This is a genomic window from Pseudomonas pseudonitroreducens, assembly GCF_021603645.1.
GTDB classification, from domain to species: Bacteria; Pseudomonadota; Gammaproteobacteria; order Pseudomonadales; family Pseudomonadaceae; genus Pseudomonas; species Pseudomonas pseudonitroreducens.
Map to the genome: position 1 here is coordinate 33,297 of NZ_BQHJ01000004.1, position 21,783 is coordinate 55,079.

At 65.5% G+C, this 21,783-nt stretch carries 18 protein-coding genes; 12 read left to right on the plus strand and 6 right to left on the minus strand.

The window, feature by feature from the left end:
- Nucleotides 1-65 precede the first annotated feature (65 nt).
- Together selD and mnmH are read left to right on the plus strand one after the other, a co-directional pair.
- Nucleotides 66-1,100, plus strand: a complete 1,035-nt coding sequence (gene selD, locus L6D89_RS10730) for a selenide, water dikinase SelD (protein ID WP_236199672.1) — start codon at nucleotides 66-68, stop codon at nucleotides 1,098-1,100.
- Nucleotides 1,100-2,200: a tRNA 2-selenouridine(34) synthase MnmH gene (gene mnmH / locus L6D89_RS10735; protein WP_236199673.1), complete on the plus strand. Its 1,101-nt coding sequence runs from the start codon at nucleotides 1,100-1,102 to the stop codon at nucleotides 2,198-2,200. Before selD ends, mnmH begins: the two co-directional genes overlap by 1 nt.
- 407 nt (nucleotides 2,201-2,607) lie before the next feature.
- Here mnmH and L6D89_RS10740 read toward each other — a convergent pair whose 3' ends face one another.
- Nucleotides 2,608-2,955 (minus strand): GFA family protein, encoded by a 348-nt coding sequence (locus L6D89_RS10740; RefSeq protein WP_054908434.1) that lies wholly within the window; start codon nucleotides 2,953-2,955, stop codon nucleotides 2,608-2,610.
- 151 nt (nucleotides 2,956-3,106) lie between these two features.
- Between L6D89_RS10740 and L6D89_RS10745 the strand changes: the two genes are divergently transcribed.
- Complete coding sequence (locus L6D89_RS10745) at nucleotides 3,107-3,385, plus strand: hypothetical protein (RefSeq protein ID WP_236199674.1); 279 nt, start codon at nucleotides 3,107-3,109, stop codon at nucleotides 3,383-3,385.
- A gap of 77 nt (nucleotides 3,386-3,462) precedes the next feature.
- Nucleotides 3,463-4,071: a flavin reductase family protein gene (locus L6D89_RS10750; protein ID WP_236199675.1), complete on the plus strand. Its 609-nt coding sequence runs from the start codon at nucleotides 3,463-3,465 to the stop codon at nucleotides 4,069-4,071.
- 24 nt (nucleotides 4,072-4,095) lie between these two features.
- On the opposite strand, the gene L6D89_RS10755 is transcribed toward L6D89_RS10750, so the two are convergent.
- The gene (locus tag L6D89_RS10755) at nucleotides 4,096-4,470 is read right to left on the minus strand and encodes a hypothetical protein (RefSeq protein ID WP_236199676.1); all 375 of its coding nucleotides are present in this window, start codon (nucleotides 4,468-4,470) and stop codon (nucleotides 4,096-4,098) included.
- 273 nt (nucleotides 4,471-4,743) lie between these two features.
- Between L6D89_RS10755 and L6D89_RS10760 the strand changes: the two genes are divergently transcribed.
- The gene (locus L6D89_RS10760; RefSeq protein ID WP_236199677.1) at nucleotides 4,744-6,717 is read left to right on the plus strand and encodes a methyl-accepting chemotaxis protein; all 1,974 of its coding nucleotides are present in this window, start codon (nucleotides 4,744-4,746) and stop codon (nucleotides 6,715-6,717) included.
- Here L6D89_RS10760 and L6D89_RS10765 read toward each other — a convergent pair.
- Together L6D89_RS10765 and L6D89_RS10770 are read right to left on the minus strand one after the other, a co-directional pair.
- Complete coding sequence (locus L6D89_RS10765) at nucleotides 6,685-8,433, minus strand: SulP family inorganic anion transporter (protein ID WP_236199678.1); 1,749 nt, start codon at nucleotides 8,431-8,433, stop codon at nucleotides 6,685-6,687. The two genes, L6D89_RS10760 and L6D89_RS10765, sit on opposite strands and share 33 nt — an antisense overlap.
- 583 nt (nucleotides 8,434-9,016) lie before the next feature.
- Nucleotides 9,017-10,021: an NADP-dependent oxidoreductase gene (locus L6D89_RS10770; RefSeq protein WP_236199679.1), complete on the minus strand. Its 1,005-nt coding sequence runs from the start codon at nucleotides 10,019-10,021 to the stop codon at nucleotides 9,017-9,019.
- A gap of 228 nt (nucleotides 10,022-10,249) precedes the next feature.
- On the opposite strand from L6D89_RS10770, the gene L6D89_RS10775 reads away from it, so the two are divergent.
- The 7 genes from L6D89_RS10775 (at nucleotide 10,250) to L6D89_RS10805 (ending at nucleotide 19,009) form a co-directional block, all read left to right on the plus strand.
- Nucleotides 10,250-11,011 carry an SDR family oxidoreductase gene (locus L6D89_RS10775; RefSeq protein ID WP_236199680.1) on the plus strand — a complete coding sequence of 254 codons (762 nt, stop codon included), beginning with the start codon at nucleotides 10,250-10,252 and terminating at the stop codon, nucleotides 11,009-11,011.
- A 561-nt stretch (nucleotides 11,012-11,572) separates the two neighbouring features.
- Entirely contained in the window at nucleotides 11,573-12,463 is an 891-nt protein-coding gene (locus tag L6D89_RS10780) for a bile acid:sodium symporter family protein (protein ID WP_236199681.1), read from the plus strand.
- Nucleotides 12,464-12,718: 255 nt separating this feature from the next.
- Entirely contained in the window at nucleotides 12,719-13,264 is a 546-nt protein-coding gene (locus L6D89_RS10785; protein ID WP_236199682.1) for a fimbrial protein, read from the plus strand.
- A gap of 92 nt (nucleotides 13,265-13,356) precedes the next feature.
- A complete protein-coding gene (locus L6D89_RS10790) occupies nucleotides 13,357-14,097 on the plus strand; it encodes a fimbria/pilus periplasmic chaperone (protein WP_236199683.1) in 741 nt (246 codons plus the stop codon).
- A 101-nt stretch (nucleotides 14,098-14,198) separates the two neighbouring features.
- Nucleotides 14,199-16,739, plus strand: a complete 2,541-nt coding sequence (locus tag L6D89_RS10795) for a fimbria/pilus outer membrane usher protein (RefSeq protein WP_236199684.1) — start codon at nucleotides 14,199-14,201, stop codon at nucleotides 16,737-16,739.
- 37 nt (nucleotides 16,740-16,776) lie between these two features.
- Nucleotides 16,777-17,808 (plus strand): fimbrial protein, encoded by a 1,032-nt coding sequence (locus L6D89_RS10800; RefSeq protein ID WP_236199685.1) that lies wholly within the window; start codon nucleotides 16,777-16,779, stop codon nucleotides 17,806-17,808.
- An 898-nt stretch (nucleotides 17,809-18,706) separates the two neighbouring features.
- Nucleotides 18,707-19,009: a LasR-specific antiactivator QslA gene (locus L6D89_RS10805; protein ID WP_236199686.1), complete on the plus strand. Its 303-nt coding sequence runs from the start codon at nucleotides 18,707-18,709 to the stop codon at nucleotides 19,007-19,009.
- Between the two features lie 352 nt (nucleotides 19,010-19,361).
- Here L6D89_RS10805 and L6D89_RS10810 read toward each other — a convergent pair whose 3' ends face one another.
- Both L6D89_RS10810 and L6D89_RS10815 read right to left on the minus strand, forming a co-directional pair.
- On the minus strand, nucleotides 19,362-20,525 hold the full coding sequence (locus L6D89_RS10810; RefSeq protein ID WP_236199687.1) for an AAA family ATPase: 1,164 nt from the start codon (nucleotides 20,523-20,525) through the stop codon (nucleotides 19,362-19,364).
- A 47-nt stretch (nucleotides 20,526-20,572) separates the two neighbouring features.
- Nucleotides 20,573-21,772 (minus strand): benzoate/H(+) symporter BenE family transporter, encoded by a 1,200-nt coding sequence (locus L6D89_RS10815; RefSeq protein ID WP_236199688.1) that lies wholly within the window; start codon nucleotides 21,770-21,772, stop codon nucleotides 20,573-20,575.
- Nucleotides 21,773-21,783 lie beyond the last annotated feature (11 nt).

Consider the following 21,783-nt stretch of genomic DNA (forward strand, 5'->3'; position numbering starts at 1 on the left):
TCGGCGGTCGAGCCAAGCCGGGCTTTGCTAGAATCGGCGTTTGTTTTCCCTGCCGGAGCCTCCCGATGAGCGAACCGATCCGCCTGACCCAGTACAGCCATGGTGCCGGTTGCGGCTGCAAGATATCCCCCAAGGTGCTGGAGGTGATCCTCGCCGGCAGCGGCGCGCAGAACCTCGACCCGAAGCTGTGGGTCGGCAACGCCTCGCGCGATGACGCCGCCGTCTATGCTATCGACGCCGAGCGCGGCGTGGTGTCCACCACCGACTTCTTCATGCCGATCGTCGACGATCCCTTCGATTTCGGCCGCATCGCCGCCACCAACGCGATCAGCGACATCTACGCCATGGGCGGCGACCCGCTGATGGCGATCGCCATTCTCGGCTGGCCGGTGAACGTGCTGGCGCCGGAAATCGCCCGCGAAGTGATCGCCGGCGGCCGCAAGGTCTGCGACGAGGCTGGCATTCCGCTGGCTGGCGGGCACTCCATCGACGCGCCCGAGCCGATCTTCGGCCTGGCCGTCACCGGGCTGGTGGAGAAGCGCTTCATGAAGCGCAACGACACCGCCACCGCCGGCTGCAAGCTGTACCTGACCAAGCCGCTGGGCATCGGCATCCTCACCACCGCGGAGAAGAAGGCCAAATTGCGCACCGAGGACGTCGGCGTCGCGCGCGACTGGATGTGCACCCTGAACAAGCCCGGCGCGCGCTTAGGCAAGCTCGACGGGGTGAAGGCGATGACTGATGTCACCGGCTTCGGCCTGCTCGGCCACCTGGTGGAAATGGCCGACGGTAGCGGCCTGACCGCTCGCGTGCGCTACGACGCCGTGCCGCGCCTGGCCAGCGTCGAGTACTACCTGGAGGCCGGCTGCGTGCCCGGCGGCACCCTGCGCAATTTCGACAGCTACGGCGAGCGCATCGCGCCGTTGCCGGAACTGCACAAGCTGCTGTTGTGCGACCCGCAGACCAGCGGCGGCCTGCTGGTGGCGGTCGAGCCCGCGGGCGAGGGGCAGTTCCTCGCCACCGCCAGGGAACTGGGCATGGACCTGGCGCCCATCGGCGAGCTGGTTGGCCGACAGAGCCACGCGGTCGAGGTGGAGTGATGCGCGACAACACCCGCCACTACCGCGAGCTGTTCCTCGGCGACGTGAAGATGATGGACGTGCGCGCCCCGGTCGAATTCGGCAAGGGCGCCTTCCCCAACGTGATCAACCTGCCGCTGATGAACGACATCGAGCGGCAAAAGGTCGGCACCAGCTACAAGCAGCATGGCCAGCAGGCGGCCATTGCCCTGGGCCACGAACTGGTCTGCGGCCAGATCAAGGCCGAACGGATCGAAGCCTGGGCAAATTTCGCCAAGGCCAACCCCGAGGGTTACCTGTACTGCTTCCGCGGTGGCCTGCGCTCGCAGATCACCCAGCAGTGGCTGAAGACCGAGGCCGGCATCGACTACCCGCGTGTGGTGGGTGGCTACAAGGCGATGCGCGGCTTCCTCTTCGATACCACCCGCGCCGCCACCGAGGAATGCCAGTTCGTGCTGGTGGGCGGTCTGACCGGCACCGGCAAGACCGAGGTCATCGCGCAACTGGCCAACAGCCTGGACCTGGAAGGCCACGCCAACCATCGCGGCTCCGCCTTCGGCCGCCGCGCCACGCCGCAGCCGGCGCAGATCGATTTCGAGAACCACCTGGCCATCGACATCCTGAAGAAGCGCCACGCCGGCATGGAGCAGTTCGTGCTGGAGGATGAGGGGCGCATCGTCGGCAGCTGCTCGGTGCCGCTGGAGCTGTACCAGGGCATGCAGCACTACCCGCTGGTGTGGCTGGAGGACAGTTTCGAGCAGCGTGTGGAGCGCATCCTCCAGGACTACGTGGTGAACCTGTGCGCCGACCATGTGCAGGTGGTGGGCGAGGAGGGCGGTTTCGACTCCTTCGCGGCTTACCTGCGCAAGAGCCTGGCGGGTATCGTCAAACGCCTGGGCGGCGAGCGCTACCAGCGCCTCGCGGCAATCATGGACGCGGCTCTGGACGAGCAGAAGCGCAGCGGCGCGGTAGACCTGCACCGCGGCTGGATCGAGGGCCTGCTGGGCGAATACTACGATCCGATGTATGCCTTCCAGCGCGAGAGCAAGGGCGAACGCGTGGAGTTCCGCGGAACACAGGACGAAGTAGTGGAGTACCTGCGCTTCCGCGCGGAGCGCTGATCCCGGCGCTCCCCTGGTGGGGACTTGCACCGGCGCCACGATGGAGCATTACCGTAGGATGGGTGGAGCTTGCGATACCCATGCTGCTGTCTGCGCATGAGAACGATGGGTATCGCTGCGCTCCACACCATCCTACGCAAGCGTTCGCCGGAAAGGGTGGCGGAGCTTCGTAGGGCGCATAACGCGGTAGCGTTATCCGCCGTCATGGCATCGGCGGATAACCCGTTCCGGGTTATCCGCCCAACGTGCTGGCTCTCTGTAGGAGCGAGCTTGCTCGCGAGCCCGTTTGAATCGGTACGACGCTGGGCCAATCGCGGACGGAGTCCGCTCCTACACAAGGTCCCGCATGTGCGTAGGAGCGGACTCCGTCCGCGATGTCGTCAGGCCTGCGGCGGAGCAGGCATTTCTCACCGGCTCTTGCCGTCGTACTCCTTCACCGTCAGCCCCGCCAGCTCCACGCCCGGCAGGCAGCGCACATTGATCGCCGCCATCGGCGTGCCGTCCGGTGCGCTGGCGTAGGCCAGGGGAGCGCAGCCGCAGGTGGGGCAGAAGCGATGTTCGATGCGGTGGGTGTTGAACGTGTAGGTGCTCATCGCACTCTCGGGAGTCGTCAGCTTCAGCTTGCCGCGCGGCACGAACCACAGCAGCGAACCCTTGCGTCGGCAGATCGAGCAGTTGCATGACACGACTTCACCGACATCCCCTTCCACTTCGAACGCGATCTGCCCGCAATGGCAGCTGCCCTGGTGCACCATGATCCGTCTCCTTGTCGGGATATCCCGTGGGCAATCAGTGTAGTAGTCGCTTGAATGCCATCCGTCCGATGGCATACTGCGGCGCCGTCCGGCAGGCCTCTGCGCCGCGTTCTAAGCTGGAACCATCCCGAACACCCGCAGGAGTTTCGTCATGCCGCGCATTCCCCTGATCATCGCCCTGTTGCTGGCCGTCGCTGGCTGCTCGGGCAAGACCGTCAACCGCGACAGCTGCGCCAACGAGCTGAACGCCTCCTGGCACGAACTGGACCTGGCCAAGGCCGAAGGTTTCGCCGGCACCGTGAGCTACTCCAAGGCCCTGGGCCTGCTCACCGCCGCCAAGACCCAGCAGCAGGTCGAGGCCTATGACGGATGCTCGGACAAGGCCAGCCGCGCGCGCTTCTACATCAAGGAATCCCGCGCCGGCCGTTGAGCCGCGCGCAGCCGGGCCGCCTGGGGCGGCCCGCAACGTCCCATCGCATCGCCCACCGTCCTGTCCGGGATCTACCCATGCAACTCGACTTCACCCAACTGTCCAAGGCCGAGGCTTATCGCTGGCTGGCCTCCACCGTCACGCCGCGCCCGATCGCCTGGGTCTCCACGTTGTCCGCGGACGGCCAGAGCAACCTCGCGCCGTTCAGCTTCTTCCAGGTCATCAGCGATTCGCCGCCGACCCTGCTGGTCAACACCAGCGTGCGCGACGACGGTAGCGTCAAGGACACCCTGCGCAATGTGCGCGAGACCGGCGAACTGGTGATCCACCTGGTCAGCGCCGCCCAGGCCGGGGATATGAACGCCACGGCCGCCTGGCTGCCCCACGGTGTCAGTGAGATCGAGCACGCCGGCATCGCTACCGTGCCCAGCGAGCGCGTGGCGCCGCCGCGGGTGGCTGGCGCGCCGGTGGCCTTCGAGTGCCAGTTGGCGGAAATCCTGCCGTACCCGGCGGAAAACCCCTCCAGCATGCTGATCTTCGCCCGTGTGCTGCTGGCGCATATCGATGAATCGGTGATGCACGACGAGCGTCATGTCGACCCGGTGAAGCTGGACCTGGTGGGTCGTCTGGGCGGTACCCAGTACAGCTATACCCGTGACACCTTCAGCATGATTCGCCCCAGGTAGGTGCTGGCGCCTGGCGCAGTGCTGTCAGGTGAACTCCAGCTCCAGGCCTAGCTGCCAATCGATGCCGCCCATGCGCGCCACGTCCAGCCGCTCGCCAAGGCTGAAGAGTTCCGAGAGCAAAGCGTCGCGATGGGGGTATTGCTGCGCGCTGCCGTGAACCAGGCTGACGATGTCATGCACCATCTGCCAGCCAGTCTGGGCATCGAACCAGCAGTCCAGCCATTCGTCCCTGGCCTCGTCGTAGGCCTGCGGGTAGACGAACTCACGGATCGGCAGGTTGCCGCGAGCCAGCAGCAACGGATCGAGGCGCCGTTGCTCGCGGTACAGCTCCGGCAGGCACAGTGTGTCGGCGTATCCTGCCAGAGGGCGCTGCAGGACCAGTTGGTAGTAGGCGTTCATCCGCAACCAGGAGTGGAAAGTCAGGTGCCGGAATCTGCACGGTCGGAGCGCTAGGTCGCTGTCGGCGAGTTCCGTAACCGTGTCAGGAAAATCCTGTTCAGTGTTCTGGATGCGACCTTCACGTATCTCTCCGCAGCATCACCGTGCCATCACCGTCTCGCCCTCTATCCAGCCAGCGGGCGGCGCTCCTAATGTTCCGCCCAAAAGCAGCGATAACGATCAGGAGACCTTCGAGGATTTCCTGAAACGCCATTGCGGATGGGGGGAGATGCCATGGTTGCCTTCGTGCAGCGTCGTCTGGCCGACATGGGTACGGCGAAGAAACTGGCCATCGGCTTCGGCCTGGTGCTATTGCTTACCGCCCTGGTGGCGGTAATCGGCGTTACTTCGCTGCGGGGCATTGCCCAGCGCTTTGACCTGCTCGGCGACATGTCGACCATCAACCGCGAGTTGCTGGAGATGCGCCAGAGCGAGAAGGACTTCGTGATCGACGCCAGCGATGCTTCCGCCAAGCGTCTGCGCGAGCACGCCGGCAACCTCGGCGAAGCGGTGGCGCGGCTCAAGGCGCAGCCGCAGCAGGCAACGGCCATGGCCGGCGTGGAGCAGGGGGTCGCCGACTACCTGGCGGCTTTCGCCAGTTTCGAGAAATCCAGCAAGAGCCGACGCCTGTCGCTGGACGCCGCCACCTGGTCGGTGAACGGCGCTTCCAACAGCCTGGACATCCTGCAGTCGAGCCTGGCCGACGACGGCGCCTACGAACTCAAGGAATCCCAGGGCCAGAAGGGCGAGGAACTGCTGCAGCAGGCCGCCCAGGTCAGCCAGCTCTACCGCCTGGTGCTGCAGGGCCTGAACGAGGCGCGCTCGCGCCTGGAGGCCGGCAGCGACGCGAAGGAGGGCAGCGCCGAGAAGGCCGAGGCGGGTCGCATCAAGTCCGCCGCCGAGGCGCTGGAGCTGTCCGCCAAGCTGCAGGAGGTTATCACCGACCCGACCTATGTTTCGGTGCTCAAGGATGTCATCACCAACATCAACGCCTTCGTCGAAAAACTCGACGAATACACCGCCAGCCTCGAGCAGGAAAAACAGGTCCACGCACAGATGAACGAGCGTGCGGCTCAGGTCATGCAGCAGGTCGACGACGCCTACTCCGCTCAGCGCGCGGCCATGCAGACCCAGTTGCGCACCAATACGCTGCTGATCGTCGCTTCGGCGGCGCTGGCGCTGCTGGTGGGCGCGCTGGCTTCGTTGCTGATCACCTGGATGATCGTGCGGCCGCTGCGCCAGGTCATCGGCATGGCCAGCCGCATCGCCGAGGGGGACCTGAGCGTCAGTATCGACGTGCGGCGCAAGGACGAGGTCGGTCAACTGATGGGGGCGGTGGGCAGCATGGCCGACAGCCTGCGCGGCATCGTCAGCCGGCTCAGCGCGGGCGTGGGGCAGATCACCGCCTCGGCGCAGGCGCTGTCCAGCGTCACCGAGCGTACCCAGCATGGGGTGAACTCGCAGAAGGCCGAGACCGACCAGGTCGCCACGGCGATGAACCAGATGGCCGCCACCGTTCACGACGTCGCGCGCAACGCCGAGGAAGCCGCCAGTTCTGCCGAACAGGCCGACGGCAAGGTCGCCAGCGGGCAGGACGTGGTACGCCAGACCCTCGGCCGCATCGAGCAACTGGCCGAAGCCGTGCGTGCCGCCACGCAGAGCATCGAGCAGCTGGGTCGCGAGAGCCAGAGCATCGGCAGCGTGCTGGACGTGATCAAGAACGTCGCCGAGCAGACCAACCTGCTGGCGCTCAACGCGGCCATCGAGGCGGCGCGGGCGGGGGAGCAGGGCCGGGGCTTTGCCGTGGTCGCCGACGAAGTGCGGGCGCTGGCGCGGCGCACCCAGCAGTCCACCGCCGAGATCGAGACGCTGATCGCCGCCCTGCAGAGTGGCGCGAATACGTCGGTGCAGCGCATGCAGCGCAGTCACGCGCTAGTGGAGATGACCGTGGGTGATGCGGTGCAGACCGAGGCTGCGCTGGGCACCATCGCCGCGGCGGTGGCGGTGATCCACCAGATGAACCAGCAGATCGCCGCCGCCTCCGAGCAGCAGAGCGCGGTGGCCGAGGAGATCAGCCGCAGCGTCACCAGCATCCGCGGCATTGCCGACGAATCGGCGCAGGCCATGCAGTCCACGGCGTCTTCCAGCGTCGAGCTGGCGCAGCTCAGCCGCGAACTACAAGGGCTGGTCGGGCAGTTCCGGCTGTGATGCCACCGCGGCGCGCTCGGCGGCTTCCTGCTCGCGCTTGCGCTGCTGGTGCCAGCGCCGGTAGGCGTTGACGCCCGCGCGCACCGAGCTGAACACCAGCGGCGGTTTTATCTCGCCGAGCAGTTGCGAACGCTTGAGCAGGCCCAGCGTCTCGCCGGTGACCCGCGCCAATGACAGGTGCACGCCCTGCGCGTCGAGGGTCTGCTGCACCTCGCGCAGCGTCGTCAGGCCGCTGATATCCAGGTTGAGGATGCCTTCGGCATTGAGCAGCACGGCGCGGGCATGCGGCGTCCGGGCTACCACCTCGAGGATGCGCTGCTTGAAGTAGTCGGCATTGAAGAACAGGATCGGCGCGTCGAAGCGGTAGATCACCAGCCCCGGCAAGGTGCGTGCGTTGGGGTACTGCTCGATCTCCACCTGGCCGTCGATGCCGTGCACCCAGCCCATCACCGCGTCGTGCGGGCGATAGGTGAGATAGAGCAGGCGCAGCAGGGCCAGCATGATGGCGACGAAGATGCCCGGCAGCACGCCAACACTGAGTACGCCGACCGTGGTCAGTACGCACAGGCCGAACTCGAACCGGCTCAGCGCCCAGAAACCGCGCAGCGCGCGGAAGTCGATCAGGCCCCAGCCGGCCATCAGCAGCACCGCGCCCAGCGCCGGCATCGGCACCCAGCCTAGCGGCTTGCTGAACAGCAGCAGAACCAGGCCGATCACCAGCGCGGCGACTATGCCGACCATCTGGCTCTTGCCGCCGACCATGTCGTTCACCGCGGTACGCGAGTCGGCGCCGCTGATGACGAAGCCCTGGGATATCCCCGCGCCGATGTTGGCCATGCCCAGCGCCATGAACTCGTGGTTGGCGTCGATGGCGTAGCCGTGGCGGGCGGCGAAGCTGCGCGCGGTGAGCATGGCGCTGCAGAAGCTGACGATAGTGATGCCCATGGCATCACGGAACAGGCTGCCGGCCTCCTCGACGCTGGTTTTGGGCCAGCTCAGGTGCGGCAGGCCTTGCGGCACCTCGCCGAGCAGCTTGATGCCGTATTGGTCGAGGCCGAACAGGGCGGCGATGACCGAGGCGAACAACACGCCCACCAGGGCTCCGGGAATCTTCGGGTAGCGTCGCGGCAGCAGGATCATCAGCACCAGGGTGCCGACGCCCAGTGCCAGCGTCGGCAGGTGCGTATCGGCGAGGTTGCGCGCCAGCGCGATCAGGCCACGGACAAAGCCGCTGGTTTCGCTGTGGTAGCCAAGGATCTTGCCCAGCTGCCCGGCGATCAGGCTCAGGCCGATACCGTTGAGGTAACCCACCAGGGTTGGCCGCGAGAGGAAGCTGGCGACGAAACCGGCGCGGGCGAAGCCGGCGGCGATGGACAGGATGCCCACCAGCACCGCGACGATCATCGACAACTGCAGCAGCCGCTCCGGGTTGCCTGCCGCCAGCGGCGTGATGGCCGCCGCGACCATCGCGGCGGTGGCGGCATCCGGGCCGACCATCAGTTGTCGTGAGCTGCCGACAATCGCATAGATCAGCATCGGCAGGATGCAGGCGTAGAGCCCGACCTGGGGCGGGAAGCCGATGATCTGCGAGTAGGCGATGGCGGTGGGAATCTGCACGGCAGCCACCGACAGGCCGGCCTGGATATCGCGCGGCAGCCAGTCGTAGCGGTAGTGCAGCAGGCTGTCCAGACCGGGCAGCCAGCGGGCGAGGGACATCGGGGATCTTCCTTGGAATCGGCCAAGGGAAATCCTAGCTGGAAAGGCGCCTCAGAGCTTGTCGGAAATCATCGAGATAGAGGTCTGAAAGAAGGACGGTCATCGGTTGGCGGCTCCGCTGCCGGGCTTGCCCCTCACCCCAGTCCTCGGCTTTGGCATCCTGCGTCGCTCTACCTCCTGCATCCATGCAGTCGTCTCCCGGGGGGAGAGGGGGCAGTACGGTGCAGGATGAAACCACGGCGTCAGCCGGCACAATCGGTTTCGATTCCTTCAGGGAGAGGGTAGTTCGGTGCAGGATGAAGGCATGATCTAAGCCGGCACAACCGGTCCCCTCTCCCTCAAGAACGGGGAGCGCAGCCAGGGCCAGGAGGAGGGGCTTTTGCTCTTGTAGGAGCGGATACATCCGCGATCCGGCCGACCGGCCGGGCCCGTAACGCCACCACGAACGGAAATGCAGGGAAACTGCAGGAGCGAGCTTGCCGCTGCCTGCCGATGATCGGCTTCGGGTAGGTGCGGACTCCGTCCGCGATAGGCCCGCGTCGCGCCGGAGACCATCGCGGACGAAGTCCGCTCCTACGGCGCCTCAGACCTTCAGCACCAGCTTGCCGAAGTTCTCGCCGCTGAACAGCTTGGCCAGGGTTTCGGGGAAGGTTTCCAGGCCTTCGACGATGTCTTCCTTCGACTTCAGCTTGCCTTCGCCGATCCAGGTCGCCATGTCCTTGAAGCCTTCCTGGAAGCGGTGGGCGTAATCCATCACCACCATGCCTTCCATGCGTGCGCGGTTGACCAGCAGCGACAGATAGTTGGCCGGGCCGCGCACCGCTTCCTTGTTGTTGTACTGGCTGATCGCGCCGCAGATCACCACCCGCGCCTTGGGCGCCAGGCGGGCCAGCACGGCGTCGAGGATGTCGCCGCCGACGTTGTCGAAGAACACGTTCACGCCCTTGGGGCACTCGCGCTTGAGGCCGGCATGGACGTCCTCGGCCTTGTAGTCGATGGCGCCGTCAAAGCCCAGTTCATCGATCAGGTAGCGGCACTTGTCGGCGCCGCCGGCAATGCCGACCACACGGCAGCCTTTGATTTTCGCGATCTGCCCGACCACGCTGCCCACCGCGCCGGCGGCGCCGGAGACGACCACGGTGTCACCGGCCTGGGGCAGGCCGACGTCGAGGAAGCCGAAGTAGGCGGTCATGCCGGTCATGCCCAGCGCCGAGAGATACAGCGGCAGCGGCGCGCGCTGGCTGTCGACCTTGTAGAAACCCTTCGGCTCGCCGAGGAAGTAATCCTGCACCCCGAGGGCGCCGTTCACTTCGTCGCCGACCTTGAAGTCCGGGTGCTGCGAGGCGATCACCTTGCCTACGCCCAGGGCGCGCATCACGTCGCCGATGGCCACCGGGGCGATATAGGACTTGGCGTCGTTCATCCAGCCGCGCATGGCCGGGTCCAGCGACAGGTACTGGTTCTTCACCAGGATCTGTCCGGGACCGGGCTCGCCGACTGGGGTTTCCACATAGGCGAAGGTGTCGCGGGTGGCGGCGCCGACCGGGCGCTGGGCGAGTTGAAACTGGCGGTTGATCTGGGCAGACATGGCAGTGGACTCAGTCAGGGGGAAAGCCTAGGTGATAGTCCGCCTGCCGCGCCGGGGCAAGTTCCGTCCGCCGGAGGAATGTCCGTCCATCGGTCCCAGTGATCCGGCTTTGCGCGAATCATCATCGCCGTGGATGCAGCGACGTCGCCCCGCCTGATAGTGCTTCGCGCCGCTGGAGCGCTGGCTAGACTGCAGCGGTTATTTCTCAACCCGCTTCGAGGTTCGCTCATGAGTCAGCTGCTTTCCGGCCAGGTTGCCCTGGTCACTGGCGCCGGTAACGGTATCGGTCGCGCCACCGCCCAGGCCTTCGCCCAGCAGGGCGTGAAAGTCGTGGTTTCCGACGTCGACGCCAAGGGCGGCGAAGCCACCGTCGAGCTGATCCGCGCTGCGGGCGGCGAGGCCACCTTCATCCGCTGCGACGTGACCCGCGACGCCGAGGTCAAGGCGCTGGTGGCGGGCACCGTGGCCGCCTATGGCCGCCTGGACTACGCCTTCAACAACGCCGGCATCGAGATCGAGAAGGGCAAGCTGGCCGACGGCGCGGAAAGCGAGTTCGACGCCATCATGGGCGTCAACGTGAAGGGCGTCTGGCTGTGCATGAAGCACCAGATTCCGGTGATGCTGGAGCAGGGCGGCGGCGCCATCGTCAACACCGCCTCCGTGGCTGGCCTGGGCGCCGCGCCGAAAATGAGCATCTACGCCGCCTCCAAGCACGCGGTGATCGGCCTGACCAAGTCCGCCGCCATCGAGTACGCGAAGAAGAAAATCCGCATCAACGCCGTGTGCCCGGCGGTGATCGACACCGACATGTTCCGCCGCGCCTACGAGGCCGACCCGAAGAAGGCCGAGTTCGCCGCCGCCATGCACCCGGTGGGCCGCGTCGGTCGCGTCGAGGAAATCGCCGGCGCCGTGCTCTACCTGTGTAGCGACAATGCTGGCTTCACCACCGGCATCGCGCTGCCGGTGGATGGCGGGGCCACGGCGATCTGATCCTCGTGGTGCACCCCCGAGCGCCGATCATCTCGTAGGAGCAACTGTCTTCTTCGGTCACTCTGTGCCACTGAATTCCCCTCACCCCAGCCCTCTCCCAAGGGGAGAGGGGGCAGATCGTGCCGACTGACGCCATGGTTTCACCCTGCACCGACTGGTTCCCTCTCCCTCCGGGAGACGACTGCATGGATGCAGGAGGTAGAGCGACGCAGGATGCCAAAGCCGAGGGTTAGGGTGAGGGCCGGCCCGAGCGCAGAGGTATCTCGCAGGAGCGGACTCTGTCCGCGATGGGGTGCCGGCCAGTTCGGAGCGGCGGGGAATCGATCGCGGACGGAGTCCGCTCCTACGCAGCGTTGATCTCGGCATCAACGTCCAGGAGCAGGCCATGCCCGTGATCGCGCGTATGGCCGCTCCTGCACCGCCCCATCCGCAAGATCCCATCGCGTTCGCTACAAGACTTCGCATTCTGTTACACGATGAAGTGGTATTGGCCTGCAAGGCCAGTTACAAGCGCCCAAGAGGCCGAAACAATCGGCCCACCCCAGTTGGAGAATAATGACAATGACCAACGATCCCTTGCTGACGCTTTTCATGCCCATCGCCCTGGGCATCATCATGCTGGGCCTCGGCCTGTCCCTCACCGTCGCCGACTTCGCCCGCGTGGTGCGCTATCCCAAGCCAGTGCTCATCGGTCTGGTCTGCCAGATCATCCTGCTGCCCCTGGCGTGTTTCCTCATTACCGTCGGCTTTGCCCTCGAAGCCGCGCTGGCCGTGGGTATGATGCTGCTCGCCGCATCCCCCGGCGGCACCACGGCGAACCTCTACAGCCACCTGGCCCATGGTGACGTGGCGCTGAACATCACGCTGACTGCGGTGAACTCGGTGATCGCCATCCTCACCATGCCGCTGATCGTGAACATGTCCCTGCTGTACTTCATGAATGACGGCCAGACCATCCCGCTGCAGTTCGGCAAGGTGCTGCAGGTGTTCGCCATCGTCCTCGGCCCCGTGGCCATCGGCATGCTCGTGCGGCGTCTGCTGCCGGGCGTGGCGGCGGCGCTGCAGAAGCCGGTGAAGATTCTCTCCGCGTTGTTGCTGGCGGTGATCATCGGTGTGGCGGTGACCAAGGACTGGCAGACCTTCCTCGCCTATGCGCCCATCGTTGGCGCGGCAGCGCTGTGCTTCAACCTGCTGAGCCTCGCCGTGGGCTACTGGATTCCGCGCCTGTTGAAACTCTCCAAGCCGCAATCCATCGCCATCGGCATGGAAATCGGCATTCACAACGGCACCCTCGCCATCGCCCTGGCGCTCAGCCCCATGCTGCTGAACAACAAGACCATGGCCATCCCGGCCGCCATCTATGGCGTGCTGATGTTCTTCACCGCTGGAATATTCGGCTGGTGGGTCAGTCGTGGCGTGGCGACCACCGCGTCGGAGCGAGCGCCTGCCTGAGTCGGCAAACTCGCCCGCCTACTGGAGTATTACGCGGCCGCCGAGAGCGTCAGGTGATGCTCCAGCGGAGGGCGCCGGAGGCTCTGGGCCGAGGGTTACGGTCCAGTCTGGGAATTAATGAGGGGATATAGATTTTTCCTACACGGTGATGGGGATGTTACGGCTGGAGGAGTTTCGGGCTGACGTCAAAATCTGGCCCTCTCCTTCACCAATGTCGGTGCTGGGAGCCAACTCACTCATGTAGGACTCTCTCAGATGAAAAAATCCCTGATCGCTCTCGCCACCCTGGCTGGCCTGTCTGCATCCGTGATGCAGGCTCAGGCCTCCGATGGCACCATCAACTTCACCGGCAAGGTGGAGGACGTCACCTGCACCATCCAGGTGAATGGTGCAGGTACCGGTGATGGTTCGGTCACCCTGCCGACCGTTTCCAAAACCTCCCTCAAGGGTGTTGGCACCACCGGTGGTGACACCAACTTCTCCATCAAGCTCAGCAACTGCACGGGTACTGAAGTTGCCGGTGGCCCCGGTGTCGCTGTGTTCTTCGAACCGGGCCCTAACGTAACCGCCTTGGGCAACCTGAAAAACACCGGCACCGGCCCCGCTGATGTTGAGCTGGCTATCTACCGGAATGGCCAGGCTGGCGCCCTGAACCTGGGTGGCAAGCCGGTGATCCCGTTCACCACCATTAGCGGTGAGCAGGCCGATATGCCCTTCACCGTGAAGTACTACTCCAAATCGGCTACTCCGGGTGCCGGGGAAGTCAAGTCCAGCGTTACCTACTCGATCATTTACCCGTAATAGCCGGGTAACACCGGTTGCCGCCGGGGGCCGTCGAATGCCAATGGCTCCCGGACTCCCTGATCCGCCCCCACTCTGGCGAGGTCCCAACGATGAAAGTATCTCTGCTGAGCCGTCGTGTATTGCACGCGATGCTGTTGGCTGGCTGCATGTTGGCAGGCCAGGCCCAGGCGTCCATTGTCATTACCGGCACCCGGGTGATCTACCCCTCCGACCAGCGCGAAGTCACGGTGAAACTGAGCAACGACGGCCAATCGCCGATGCTCGTGCAGTCCTGGATCGATGAAGGCAACGTCCAGGCCACACCGGATGCGTCTGACGCACCGTTTCTGCTGACCCCGCCGATTGCGCGTATCGACCCGGCCAAGGGCCAGGCGCTGCGTGTGCGCTACACCGGGCAGAAGAGCCTGGCGCAGGACAAGGAGTCGCTGTTCTGGCTCAACGTGCTGGAAGTACCACCGTCCTCCGATGACGGGCAAAACCGGCTCAAGGTGGCATTCCGTAGCCGGATCAAGATGTTCTACCGCCCGGCATCCCTGGCAGGAAATGCGACGGCCGCTGCCGAGCAGTTGCAATGGCGCCTGCAGGGCTCCGTGCCCGAGGGCTTCAACGCCAGCCCCTACTACGTGTCGCTGGGCAAGGTCAGCCTCAGCAGTGGTGGCCAGAGCCGCGACGTGGAACTGGACATCAACTCCAGCCTGATCGCCCCCGGCGAGCACAAGCAACTGCCGATCAAGGGCGCCGCGCTGAATGCCAATGGCGGCAAGGTCAGCTACTCCGCGATCAACGATTTCGGCGGTATTGCCGAGTATTCGCAAGCCCTGAAGCCCTAAGTTTCCCAGCCCTCTTCCTCACCCGCTATTTGCCGGGAGGGGGCTGCTCATGCCCGAAAAAACTCGTCCACGGACGTACTCGCGAGCAACCGAGGTGAGCCATGAATACGCGCAGACGCCATCCCGCTCAACGCTTTGCCTTCGCGCTCAAGCCGCTGGCTCTGGCGCTGGCATTGGCGCTGTCGGGCGGCATGGCCGATGCAGCGGAAGGCGACGCAGTCACCTTCGATAACGACATGCTCTGGGGGCACGGAGCCCAGTCGCTGAACCTGAGCCGCTTTCGCGAAGGCAACACCCTCGAACCCGGTGTGCATACGCTCGACGTCTGGGTCAATGAGCAGACGGTGGGGCGTCAGGACATTCGCTTCATCGCCGCCGGCCAATCGGGGCGTGGCGCAGCCTGCCTGACCCGGCTGCAGCTTGAAACGGTCGGCGTGAACCTGGAGAAACTGCCGCCAGTCGCCGAGGCCAGCGCCGAAGCCTGTGTCGACCTGCCGACCCTGATCCAGGGCGCCAGCTCCAGTCTCGATGCCGGCGAGCAGCGCCTGCTCCTGAGCATTCCGCAGGCCTTCCTGCGCAGCAATCCGCGCGGCTACGTCAGCCCGGAGCGCTGGGACCGCGGCGTCAATGCGGCGTTTCTCGACTACAACACCAACGCCTACCAGAGCGTCACACACGGCGAGACCAACCGAAACGCCTACGCCAGCCTCAACGGCGGCGTCAACCTGGGTGACTGGCGGCTGCGCCAGCGCTCCTCACTGAACTGGGACAGCGACTCGGGCAGCGACTTCCAGAACCTCAGCACCTATGCCCAGCGCGATATCGACAGCCTGCGCTCCCAGTTGACCCTGGGCGACGCCTTCACTGACGGCGACCTGTTCGACTCGGTGTCGATCCGCGGCCTGCGCATGGCCACCGATGACCGCATGCTGCCCGACTCCCAGCGCGGCTACGCGCCGGTGGTGCGGGGCGTTGCATCCACCAACGCGCGCGTCACCATCCGCCAGAACGGCTATGTCATCCAGGAGGTAACCGTCGCCCCGGGGGCATTCGAGATCAACGACCTCAACCCCACCAGCGACAACGGCGACCTGGACGTGACCGTCACCGAGGCCGATGGCCAGGAAAGTCATTTCACCGTGCCGTTCTCCTCCGTCGCGCGCTCCCTGCGCCCGGGCGTTTCCCGCTACACCCTCAGCGCCGGCCAGGCCCGCGACCTCAGCTACGGTTCAACACCGAAGGTTGCCCAAGCCACTTACCAGCGCGGCCTGACCAACAGCGTCACCGGCTACACCGGCGCAACGGCCTCCGAGGGCTACGCAGCGGCCTTGCTCGGTGGTGTACTGACCACCGAGTACGGCGCCTTCGGGGCAGACATTACCCACGCCAGCACCAAGCTTGAAGCACAGACCTTTACCGGCCAATCGCTGCAACTGAGCTACAACAAGATTCTGCAGACCACCGGCACGCACTTCACGGTGGCCGCTTACCGTTACTCCACCGATGGCTATTTCGGCTTCAGCGACGCCCTCAATGCCCGCGACCAACTGGACGAATACGGCGATAGCCAGGGCGGCGTCGACGCCATCCGCCGCACCCGCAGCCGTAGTGAGGTCAACGTCAGCCAGAACGTCGGTAGCCGCGGCTACCTGTACGTCAACGGCTCGCGCCAGAACTACTGGAACGACACCGGTTTCGACACCCAGTACCAGGCCGGCTACACCCACAACTGGAGTTGGGGCAGCACCTCGGTCAGTGCCGCCCGGACCCAGGATGCCTACGGCACGGCAGACAACCGGACCCTGTTCAGCGTGTCGCTGCCGATCGGCAAGGCAGGCACCAACCGGCCTTACCTGAGCAGCAGCTACAGCCAGAGCAGCAAGGGTTCGAGCAACCTGCAGAGCACGCTGAGCGGCACCGCCGGGAAGGAGGGCCAGGTCAGCTACGGCCTCACCGCGGCCCATGACAGTCCCGACACCGGTGACAGCAGCTCCAGCGTCGGCGCCAACAGCCAGTACCGTACCTCCTTCGGTACCCTGAACGGCTCGGTCAGCGAGAGTTCCGACTACCGCCAGCTTTCCGCTGGCATGAGTGGCTCGGTGGTTGCGCACCCCAGCGGCGTCACCTTCGGCCAGAGCCTGGGTGACAGCATCGCCATCGTCGATGCCCCCGGCGCTGCCGGAGCCAGCGTGACCAGTGCCGCCAACGTCAAGCTCGACGGCCAGGGCCAGGCCGTAGTGCCGTACCTGGCGCCATACCGGGTCAACACGGTCGAACTCGATCCCAAAGGGCTCGATGACGATGTGGAGCTCAAGAGCACCCTGCACGATGTCGTCCCGCGCAGCGGTGCAGTGATGCTGGTCAAGTACGACACGGTCAAGGGCCATGCGTTGCTGATCCAGAGCCGCCGGGCCGACGGCAGCGCGCTGCCGTTCGGCGCCACGGTGCGCGACGAGCAGAGCCAGGAAGTCGGCATGGTCGGGCAGGGCGGCAAGATATTTGTGCGGGTCGATGCCGATCAAGGCGTACTGCATGTTGCTCTCGACTCCGCCGCGCAGTGCTCGATCAACTATCGCGTTGCTCCGCGCGCCGCGGGCGGCGCCAGTGCGCCGATGGAGACCCTCAATGAAACCTGCAAGTGATTGCCGGGCTGCCGGCGCGGTTCAAGGGAGAGCAGTCATGAAAGCCAATCGTCGCCTTCTCGCCTCGTTCAGCCTGCTCGCCGGCATCCTGCTGGGGGCGTTCGCCGATACGGCCCAGGCCGACCTGACCTGTGCCCCCACGGCGGGTATTACCTTGAACCTGCCGCCGAGTATCTCGGTACCCCGCGATAGAAAATTCGGCACTGTGCTGACGGCGTGGATTACCTCTTCCTCTGAACTAGTGCAATCAGATTGCTCGGCCAGCGATACCAGTAACGTCTGGCTGCAGGCCCGAACAGCACTTCAACCGACGGGGAAAACCGTCCTGGATGGTGGGGTGACCTACAGCTTGTTCGAGACTGGGTTGCCTGGAGTAGGGATCATCTTGTCGGCCAAGTCCTTCAGCTCCTCCAGTTGGAAACCCGTTGGTTCGACAGCGGTTGATCTCTACCGTGGCTGGGGCAGCATCTGGAGTGCGTCTGCCTCGGTTCGTCTGATTGCGACCGGGGAGCCGATCAGTTCCGGTGTGCTCATCGGCAAGCAGGTTGCTGAGTTCAGCCTGATCGACAAGAGCACTGGCACCACGACTACGCCTTCGCCGATCAAGATCACGTCCTCGACCATCACTGCGCAAACCTGCTCGGTGGATGCGGGCTCGAAGAACTTCACCGTCCCGGTCGGGGAGATCAGCGTACTGAAACTCGCCGGGCCGGTGGGAACCACGGCGGGCAACGCGTCCTTCAACATCCGCCTGGACTGCTCTTCGGGCATGAACGTCTTCATGACCCTCACCGACTCAAGCAACCCTGGCAACACCAGCGACCGCCTCGGCCTTTCTGCCTCGCCGCAACAGGCCAGCGGTGTAGCCCTGCAAGTACGGCGCCTGGGAACGCCGGTGAAGTTCGGGCCGGACTCCTCGGTAGCCGGGAATGCCGGGCAGATTGCCCTGGGCGCGGCGCCTGACGGTGCGCTGGACGTCCCGTTCACGGCCAATTTCATCAAGACCGACGCCGTGGTGCGGGGCGGCGATGCGAATGCCGTCGCCACGTTCACCCTGTCCTATCAGTAGGCACCGACGCCGCGCGCGGCTCGGCATCACGGTTGCCCGGTTCTGCCTTGCTTCCTGTGGAATGGAGGAGGGCAGGTTGATCAGCGCCGGAATTGTCGGAACCTGCGCTGCCCGACTTTACCCCGTGCGTGATTCACGGGTCGCAGGAGACGTATCCGTTCGGGCGGCAAGCTTCTTCGATCCTGTCTTCGGCCGAGGGTCCTTGTGGCCGGGGTTCGCGTCAGCGGCACCTGTCGTCGGGGCTCAAGGCGGATGACACAGCTGCCAGGCTTCTCTGGTCCGAACGGGCCCAGAATGTCGTCGTCCACCAGGCACTGGATGACGCGGGATGATCCTAGGCAAATGCGACAAGGTACTCAGGAAGCGTCCTGCACACCCATCGGAAGAGCCTGTAGCATCCCGCATTGCTGCGTTTGCAAGGCCGCCGGTAAGGTTTCCGGGTCGCGACGGTTGTCGTGACCTGGGCGTGGAAACCCGGGCTTTCTTTGCAGGTGCAGTAGCGCCAAGGCAGTTTGGCTGGCGCTATTTACGCGCCCGTCAGTTGCTGTTATGGCGGGTCGTGCGAGGCGGGCTTCGGCCCGGCCGGGGCTCCTGCAAAGCCGGTATTTCCACCCTTGCGCGGCCCGCCTCCTTACTCCGTGGAAAGAGATGAGGTGGGTTAACCCTTTGCAGGAGTACTGAAAGATGCATTACCCCGCTTTTACGCCCGAGCACCACCGGCTTTGTCCCGTGAGATTCCTTCTATCGAATGTCATTGCTTGCCGATTCTCGATGCTCACTCGGCCGAGTATCTGAGGCTTGCGGCTGGCCGTCGGGTGCATTGCCGGCCTGACGGCCCTTTGGCTGTTCTTCGATACATACCCGCTGCATACCCGCACGGCTTGCAAGGAGTCGAGACATGGGAAGCCGATTACCGAATCACCCTGGCGAGTTCTGGAGCCAGGTAGCGCCGGCCGATGGCCAGCCCGGGCTGGCGCTGGGATGGCCAGTCGATTGCCAGGCCGCCATGAACGAAGCGGTCCGGCGCGTCGAGCGCTGGATCGACGATGAGGAACAGCAGGCCGACTTGTGGGTGGCCTTCTTCATCGGTCGCAATGAACAGGAGACCTACACAGAACGTGTGGCCTTCGAAACGGCGTTCCTCTGGCGCGTGCAGCAGCGCCTGATGGGCGCCGCCTTGCCAAGTGCGCTGAAGGCCTGAGGAACCGGGTTCGCAAGCAAGCTCGCTCCCGTGGGAACTGACGGGATGCCTTCCTCCTCCCTCGCATCCCAGAGGTGTTCACGGGAGCGAGCCTGCTTGCGAATCCCCTCACAGCGCAGCGCCTGCACGGTGTCGACGTAGGATGGCGTGAAGCGCAGCGATACCCATCGATTCCATGCAGCAGCATGGGTATCGCAAGCTCCACCCATCCTACGACTGCACGGTCTGCCGGGTGAACCCGACGTAGGATGGTGTGGAGCGCAGCGATACCCATCGATTTCACGCAGCAGGATGGGTATCGCAAGCGCCACGTCATCCCGCGGCTCGGCTCCCCGGATACACATGAGCAGCCCTAGTCCGCCCAGTGCCAGGCCGGTGCATCGAACATGCCCTGGTCACGGATGCGCGTCTGACCCAGCTCCTTGTCCAGGTGCAGGCAGTTGCACTCGGGGTGTTCTTCCAGCGTGGCGATCAGCCGGCTGGCGTGGGACACGATCCAGACCTGGGTGTGCCTGGAGGCCTCGATGATCAACCGCCCCAGCGCTGGCAACAGGTCCGGGTGCAGGCTGGTTTCCGGTTCGTTGAGCACCATCAGCGACGGCGGGCGCGGGGTCAGCAGGGCGGCGACCAGCAGCAGGTAGCGCAGGGTACCGTCGGAGAGTTCGGCCGCACTCAATGGCCGCAGCAGGCCGTATTGCTTCAGCGCCACGGCGAAGCGCCCGCCCGGTTGGCAGTCGATCAGCAACTCGGCACCCGGGAAGGCATCGCTGATGGCGGCCTCCAGTGCACTGGCATCACCGATTTCACGAATGGTCTGCAGGGCGGCGGCGAGGTCGCGGCCATCGTGGTGCAGCACCGGTGTGCGCGTGCCCAGTTGCGGCTGGCGCGCGGGGGCGTCGGCGTCGGTGCGGAAGTGGTCGTAGAAGCGCCAACCGCGAATCTGCTCGCGCAGCAGCAGGGCTTCGGCGCAATCCGAGCCAGTGCCGATCTGGGTGAACAGACTGTCGAAGGTCGGGATGTGTTGTTCCAGCACCTGCCAGCTGCGGCCTTCGCGGGCACGCAGCATCGGGCCGTTGCGCTCTACCAGTTGCGCGGCGGGGCGGTACCAGGGGCCGGCCCAGATGCTCTCGTGCTTGATTTCCGGGTCCAGGCCAAAAGCGCTGAGCACCGGTGGCGGCGGCAGACCAAGGGCGATGGCGTAACCGAAGTCTTCGCCGGCAAAGCCCAGGCGCAGGCGCTTCACCTCATTGCGCGGGCCGCCCTGAACTTCCACTTCGCCCGTGCGCATGCGCCGCGAGTGGCTTTCCGGGCCGGCCCAGAAGGTGGATTCCAGCCCGCCCTCGCGCGCCAGTGCATTGACCACGCCGCCCTGCGCCGTCTCGGCGAGCAGGCGCAGGGCGCGATAGAGGTTGGATTTGCCGCTGCCGTTGGCGCCGGTAATCAGGTTCAGCCGGCCCAGGGGCAGCACCAGCGAGTTGATCGAGCGGTAATTGGCGACGGCCAGGGTGTGCAGCATGCGGGCGATCCGTGGACTGGAAACGCCCGAATGCTAGCAGAGCTCACTCAGCCGGCGCGGCGCCAGTTCAGTACCAACTGTGTCAGCAGGCCCGCCACCAGGCCCCAGAAGGCGGAGCCGACGGAGAACAGGGTGAAGCCTGAAGCGGTGACCAGGAAGGTGACCATCGCCGCTTCGCGCTGGCGCGCGTCGGCCATGGCGTTGGTCAGGCCGTTGGTGATCGAGCCAAGCAGCGCCAGCGCGGCGATGGATAGCACCAGCGCCTTGGGCAGCGCGGCGAACAGGGCGGCCAGGGTGGCGCCGAAGATGCCGGCGATGCCGTAGAACAGTCCGCACCAGAGCGCGGCGGTGTAGCGCTTGTGCGGGTTCTCGTGGGCTTCCGGGCCGGTGCAGATGGCCGCGCTGATGGCTGCGAGGTTGATGCCGTGGGAGCCGAAGGGCGCCAGCAACAGCGAGGCGATGCCGGTGGTGGAGATCAGCGGCGAAGCGGGCACCTGGTAGCCGTCGGCGCGCAGCACGGCGAGGCCCGGCATGTTCTGCGAGGCCATGGCGACGATGAACAGCGGGATGCCGATGCTGATGGTGGCGGCCAGGGAGAAGCTCGGCGTCGTCCACACCGGGCGGGCGATCTCCAGCTGGAAGTGGCTGAAGTTGAGCAGGCCGAGGAAACCGGCCAGGGCGACCCCAACCAGCAGCGCAGCGAACACCGCGTAACGTGGCGACAGGCGCTTGGCGACGAGGTAGCTGACGAACATCGCCACCACCAGCGCCGTCTGTTGCTGCGCGGCGTTGCAGATCTCGATGCAGATGCGGAACAGCACGCCGGCCAGCAGGGCAGAGGCCAGCGACCCCGGCACCTGGCGCATCAGGCGGTCGAAGCTGCCGGTGACCCCACACAGGGTGATCAGCGCGGCGCAGACGATGAACGCGCCGATGGCCTCGCCATACGGCACGCCCGGCAGGCTGCTGATCAGCAACGCGGCACCGGGGGTGGACCAGGCGATGACGATGGGCGTGCGGTAGCGCAGGGTCAGGCCGATGGTGGTCAACGCCATGCCGATGGACAGCGCCCAGATCCATGAGGAAATCTGCGCGGTGCTCAGCCCTGCGGCCTGGCCGGCCTGGAACATCAGCACCAGCGAGCTGGTGTAGCCGGTGAGCATGGCGACGAACCCGGCGACGATGGCGGCGGGGGAGGAGTCGGCCAGCGGGCGCAAGGGCGCGGCGGCGGGAGTGCTGTCAGTCATGCACGAACTTC

Coding starts and splice junctions, on each gene's coding strand:
- L6D89_RS10780 (WP_236199681.1), top strand. CDS start 11,573: ATGACCAACGATCCCTTGCTGACGCTTTTCATGCCCATCGCCCTGGGC.
- L6D89_RS10805 (WP_236199686.1), top strand. CDS start 18,707: ATGGGAAGCCGATTACCGAATCACCCTGGCGAGTTCTGGAGCCAGGTA.
- L6D89_RS10750 (WP_236199675.1), top strand. CDS start 3,463: ATGCAACTCGACTTCACCCAACTGTCCAAGGCCGAGGCTTATCGCTGG.
- L6D89_RS10775 (WP_236199680.1), top strand. CDS start 10,250: ATGAGTCAGCTGCTTTCCGGCCAGGTTGCCCTGGTCACTGGCGCCGGT.
- mnmH (WP_236199673.1), top strand. CDS start 1,100: ATGCGCGACAACACCCGCCACTACCGCGAGCTGTTCCTCGGCGACGTG.
- L6D89_RS10785 (WP_236199682.1), top strand. CDS start 12,719: ATGAAAAAATCCCTGATCGCTCTCGCCACCCTGGCTGGCCTGTCTGCA.
- L6D89_RS10810 (WP_236199687.1), bottom strand. CDS start 20,525: ATGCTGCACACCCTGGCCGTCGCCAATTACCGCTCGATCAACTCGCTG.
- L6D89_RS10770 (WP_236199679.1), bottom strand. CDS start 10,021: ATGTCTGCCCAGATCAACCGCCAGTTTCAACTCGCCCAGCGCCCGGTC.
- L6D89_RS10790 (WP_236199683.1), top strand. CDS start 13,357: ATGAAAGTATCTCTGCTGAGCCGTCGTGTATTGCACGCGATGCTGTTG.
- L6D89_RS10795 (WP_236199684.1), top strand. CDS start 14,199: ATGAATACGCGCAGACGCCATCCCGCTCAACGCTTTGCCTTCGCGCTC.
- selD (WP_236199672.1), top strand. CDS start 66: ATGAGCGAACCGATCCGCCTGACCCAGTACAGCCATGGTGCCGGTTGC.
- L6D89_RS10745 (WP_236199674.1), top strand. CDS start 3,107: ATGCCGCGCATTCCCCTGATCATCGCCCTGTTGCTGGCCGTCGCTGGC.
- L6D89_RS10760 (WP_236199677.1), top strand. CDS start 4,744: ATGGTTGCCTTCGTGCAGCGTCGTCTGGCCGACATGGGTACGGCGAAG.
- L6D89_RS10765 (WP_236199678.1), bottom strand. CDS start 8,433: ATGTCCCTCGCCCGCTGGCTGCCCGGTCTGGACAGCCTGCTGCACTAC.
- L6D89_RS10740 (WP_054908434.1), bottom strand. CDS start 2,955: ATGGTGCACCAGGGCAGCTGCCATTGCGGGCAGATCGCGTTCGAAGTG.
- L6D89_RS10815 (WP_236199688.1), bottom strand. CDS start 21,772: ATGACTGACAGCACTCCCGCCGCCGCGCCCTTGCGCCCGCTGGCCGAC.
- L6D89_RS10800 (WP_236199685.1), top strand. CDS start 16,777: ATGAAAGCCAATCGTCGCCTTCTCGCCTCGTTCAGCCTGCTCGCCGGC.
- L6D89_RS10755 (WP_236199676.1), bottom strand. CDS start 4,470: ATGAACGCCTACTACCAACTGGTCCTGCAGCGCCCTCTGGCAGGATAC.